General features: G+C 65.8%; 4 protein-coding genes. 1 reads left to right on the top strand and 3 read right to left on the bottom strand.

Going from position 1 to position 3,517, the window contains the following annotated elements:
• Nucleotides 1–307 precede the first annotated feature (307 nt).
• The 3 genes from ACZ5NH_RS45340 to ACZ5NH_RS45330 form a co-directional block, all read right to left on the bottom strand.
• On the bottom strand, nt 308–1,204 hold the full coding sequence (locus ACZ5NH_RS45340; protein WP_468784323.1) for an RNA polymerase sigma-70 factor: 897 nt from the start codon (nt 1,202–1,204) through the stop codon (nt 308–310).
• Nucleotides 1,205–1,381: 177 nt separating this feature from the next.
• Nucleotides 1,382–1,549 carry a hypothetical protein gene (locus ACZ5NH_RS45335; protein WP_468784321.1) on the bottom strand — a complete coding sequence of 56 codons (168 nt, stop codon included), beginning with the start codon at nt 1,547–1,549 and terminating at the stop codon, nt 1,382–1,384.
• A 363-nt stretch (nt 1,550–1,912) separates the two neighbouring features.
• The gene (locus ACZ5NH_RS45330) at nt 1,913–2,266 is read right to left on the bottom strand and encodes a hypothetical protein (RefSeq protein WP_468784320.1); all 354 of its coding nucleotides are present in this window, start codon (nt 2,264–2,266) and stop codon (nt 1,913–1,915) included.
• Nucleotides 2,267–2,492: 226 nt separating this feature from the next.
• Here ACZ5NH_RS45330 and ACZ5NH_RS45325 point away from each other — a divergent pair, with 226 nt between their 5' ends.
• Nucleotides 2,493–2,966 carry a carboxymuconolactone decarboxylase family protein gene (locus ACZ5NH_RS45325; protein ID WP_451003242.1) on the top strand — a complete coding sequence of 158 codons (474 nt, stop codon included), beginning with the start codon at nt 2,493–2,495 and terminating at the stop codon, nt 2,964–2,966.
• Nucleotides 2,967–3,517 lie beyond the last annotated feature (551 nt).

Genomic DNA, 3,517 nt, shown 5'->3' with positions numbered 1-3,517 from the left:
TCGGCGATCTCCCACAACCCGTCCGGAACAATCCAACTCCATGTACCCCGCCCCATAGACAGCCCAACGAGCGATCACCACATAGGACACCGTCTTAGACGGGGCGAAGGAGCCTCCGTCGAAGCCTTGTCGGTGGACAGATTCGGCGGCCGGATCCCCTCGATCACGGCTATGGGCAGGGCCCGTCGGACCGACTATGCAGACAGTCGCACTTTTGTGCACCTGTGCGTCGGCAGGGGAGTACCAGTTCGGACTTGGACCGACAAGTCATCCCCAACTCAGAGTCAGGGTCGGCGGAAAGGTTGCCTCAATTGTCCAGCGAAGCAACGTAAGGAGCGAGTTTAGCTGGATTCATTACCCACATGAGGCGTTCGACGCCTCGTGCCGATGCTTCGACGGACAGCAGAGCCACGGCGTTTCCATCAGCTGAGACAAGGACAGCCGGCCTGCCGTTGGCCTCGACCCAGCGAACGTTCGCCTGAGGCCAGAAACGCGGGGCGAAGGCGGCAAGGTACCTGGCGACGCGCGACCGCCCCACGACCGGAATCTTGGATGCCCCGCGTACCCCGCCGCCGTCGGAGTAACTGACCACGTCCTCCGTGAGGACATCCTCGAGTACCGACAGGTTGCCGGTCTGCGCCGCGGCGAGGAACACTTCCATCAGATGTCGGTGAGCGGTGGAGTCGACCGGCGCGCTGTGTTCCGCTGACAGATGCTTCCGAGCGCGACTCACCAACTTGCGCGTATGGGCTTCGTTGGTCTCAAGGATGTCCGCGATCTGTGTGTACGGATAGTCGAAGGCTTCTCTCAGAACGTAGGCAGCGCGTTCCGCGGGGCTCAGCTTCTGCAGGAGGAAGAGAACCGCCAGGTCAAGTGCCTCGGCTCGTTCCGCGCCCAACTGCGGATCCGCGCTTGTGTCGACCGGCTCGGGAAGCCAAGGTCCGACGTACGTCTCCCGCCGCATCTTGGCGGACTGCGCGAAGTTGATCGCCAGACGGGCGGTGACCGTAGCCAGGAACGCCGCCGGCTCGTGGATGTCGGCGCGGTTGGCGCGCTGCCACCGCAGCCACGCCTCCTGGACGATGTCCTCGGCCTCCACAGCACTGCCGAGTATGCGGTAGGCGATGCCAAAAAGCTGGGGACGTGCGGCGATGAAATCCTTCGTCGCCCGGTCAAGGGAATCTGCGTCATTCTCGGGGCGCACAGACGTCCTCCAGCTCTGGACCTCCGATGCTACAGGCCGCCACAGCGGGATGCGCGCCGCGCTGCCCGGGCTGTTCGGCTCCTCGCTGACCGTCAAATCGGTGCTGGTCACCGGAGCACGTCCGCTCGGCACGCTTGTCGTCGCTCCCTCATGTTGTGGTCGAGCAACACCGGCCGATCACTCACCACGCATCCGCTTGTTGAGGTCCATCACGTCCTCGGCCAGAGAGTGGACCAGCTTTGCGACTGTCTTCACTCCAGGAGCGGTGGTGTACTGGCGCTCGGCAGCCTTGGCTGCCGCTGTGGCCAGGGATCTTGCGCTGCGGACCTTGCGGTCGGCCAGCACGCGGTCAGCCGTGTGACCCCGGCCTGGTGTGGATCGCTGGCCATGGCTGGCCCCCAGTGTCGGCAGCAGCGCGGGGGGCCCTCGCTGGTCATGTCGACGGCCCAGGTGATCTGACGGCCGTCGGCCAGGTCAAGGCAGTCACCGATGAGCTGGGGAGCTGCCTGAGCCGCACAGGGAGCACGGCGGGACCGGCCCGCCTGGGCAGCAGGGCAATCCGGGACCACTCCGGACCCCGATCACTGTGGAACGGGAGGTGGGCAGGCGGGAGCCGGATGAGCAGGGGGGGCCGTGATGCGCCATCACAGGAGCCGTGCGGTCCCACCGGCCTTGCGCACGACTCGGAGAGGCTCGAGGCCGCTCTGTTCATCGCCAGCCGCGTGACGACCGGGGACAGCGTGAGGACCCGACGACAGCGAGAACCGCCAGAAACACGATCGTGCCCAGGGCGATGCCGAGGAGTGTGCTGGGCACTGCCTCGCCGGCGGCGATGCCGGCGGTGATCGCGCGGTCCGCACCGACCGGCCGCAGCTCGGCCAGTCGTCGGTCCTGCCGCTCACCGCCGAACCGGACAGCCGCGGCGATGAAGACACCGACCGGGGCGAGCAGCACGACGATACCCGCGATGCTGAGCAGCGCGAGTTCGGGGGACAGGGGTTTCCTCGGGTAGACCTTGCAGAAGTGGTCCGGCCGCCGCGCTCCCGCCACGTCGTCCACCATGTGATCTCCGCCCAGGTAGAAGACGTACTCACCGGGACCGAGCAGGCCCCGGCTTGTCCAGCGCGATGCCCGAGGGGGCTTCCCCGCAACGTGATCACCGTTGCAACGAGACAGAGCGGCACGACGATGGCACGGTCGCAGAGACCCACATCACACAGCTTCGTCGTCACACCTCGCCGGACTGTCCGGTCAGTAGTGCGTAACGGCAACTCTGCTAGGAGGATCCATGGATTCGCGTCTCAACTACTACGGCAACTCCCTCGCGACCAAGGTGCTGAAGCACCTGTACTCGGCCAGCAAGGTGTTGTCGGACTCGACGCTGCCGGCCACTGTTCAGCGTCTGGTCGAGATCCGCGCCAGCCAGATCAACGGTTGCGGCTTCTGCACCGACATGCACACCAAGGACGCGGCCCATGCCGGGGAGACCTCGCTGCGGCTCAACCTGGTGGCGGCCTGGCGGGAGGCGACGGTCTTCACCGAGGCCGAGCGCGCCGCGCTGGAGCTGGCCGAGCAGGGCACCCGGATCGCGGACGCGGCCGGCGGGGTCACGGACGAGGCCTGGGCGAACGCCGCCAAGCACTTCGATGAGGACCAGCTCGTCGCGCTGATCTCCCTCATCGCCGTCATCAACAGCTACAACCGCATCAACATCATCAACCAGCAGCCGGCCGGCAGCTACCAGGTCGGCCAGTTCGGCTGATCAGGGCGTCCAGCCAGGCCGGACCGGTACGGTCCGCTTCCGTGGCTCCTCGCCTGCGGCGAGGAGCCGGACTTCGGGCGCCAGCCGGACAGCACTGAACCATGCGTCGGCTGCGCCTGCTTCTTCGCGGCCCGGTACTGCGCCGCCTCAATCAATCAGTTTGCGCATATCCGGCGTGCGTACTGCATCTGACACTGTCCACCGTGATGCCCCACGCATCAGCGCTATGACAATGTTCAGCCGGGATTGCCACGGTGCGATGTGATGCGTTCTCCGTGTTGCGGGCCCGAATAGTGGAGGCCATCGGCAGGAGGCAGGGGTGGTCTCATGACTCCCTGTGCCGGATACACGGCGCACGGCGTGTCACAGACGCCGACCGTGCTTTGTCTTCGCTGTGAAGCAAGTTGTATGAGCCCTGAATTGCCGACGATGAGGTCGTCAGTTCCGGCAGGCTATGGGCTTGCAGATCTTTAACTCATCTTTTTGACCTTGGTCTGGGTGCAGTCGGGAGCGAGGAACGTCGCGACGTCGCCTGGTGTGCGGAGGCGGGC

Source organism: Streptomyces sp. NPDC031426 (genome assembly GCF_055581585.1).
This window is presented reverse-complemented; position numbering and strand designations above follow the sequence as displayed.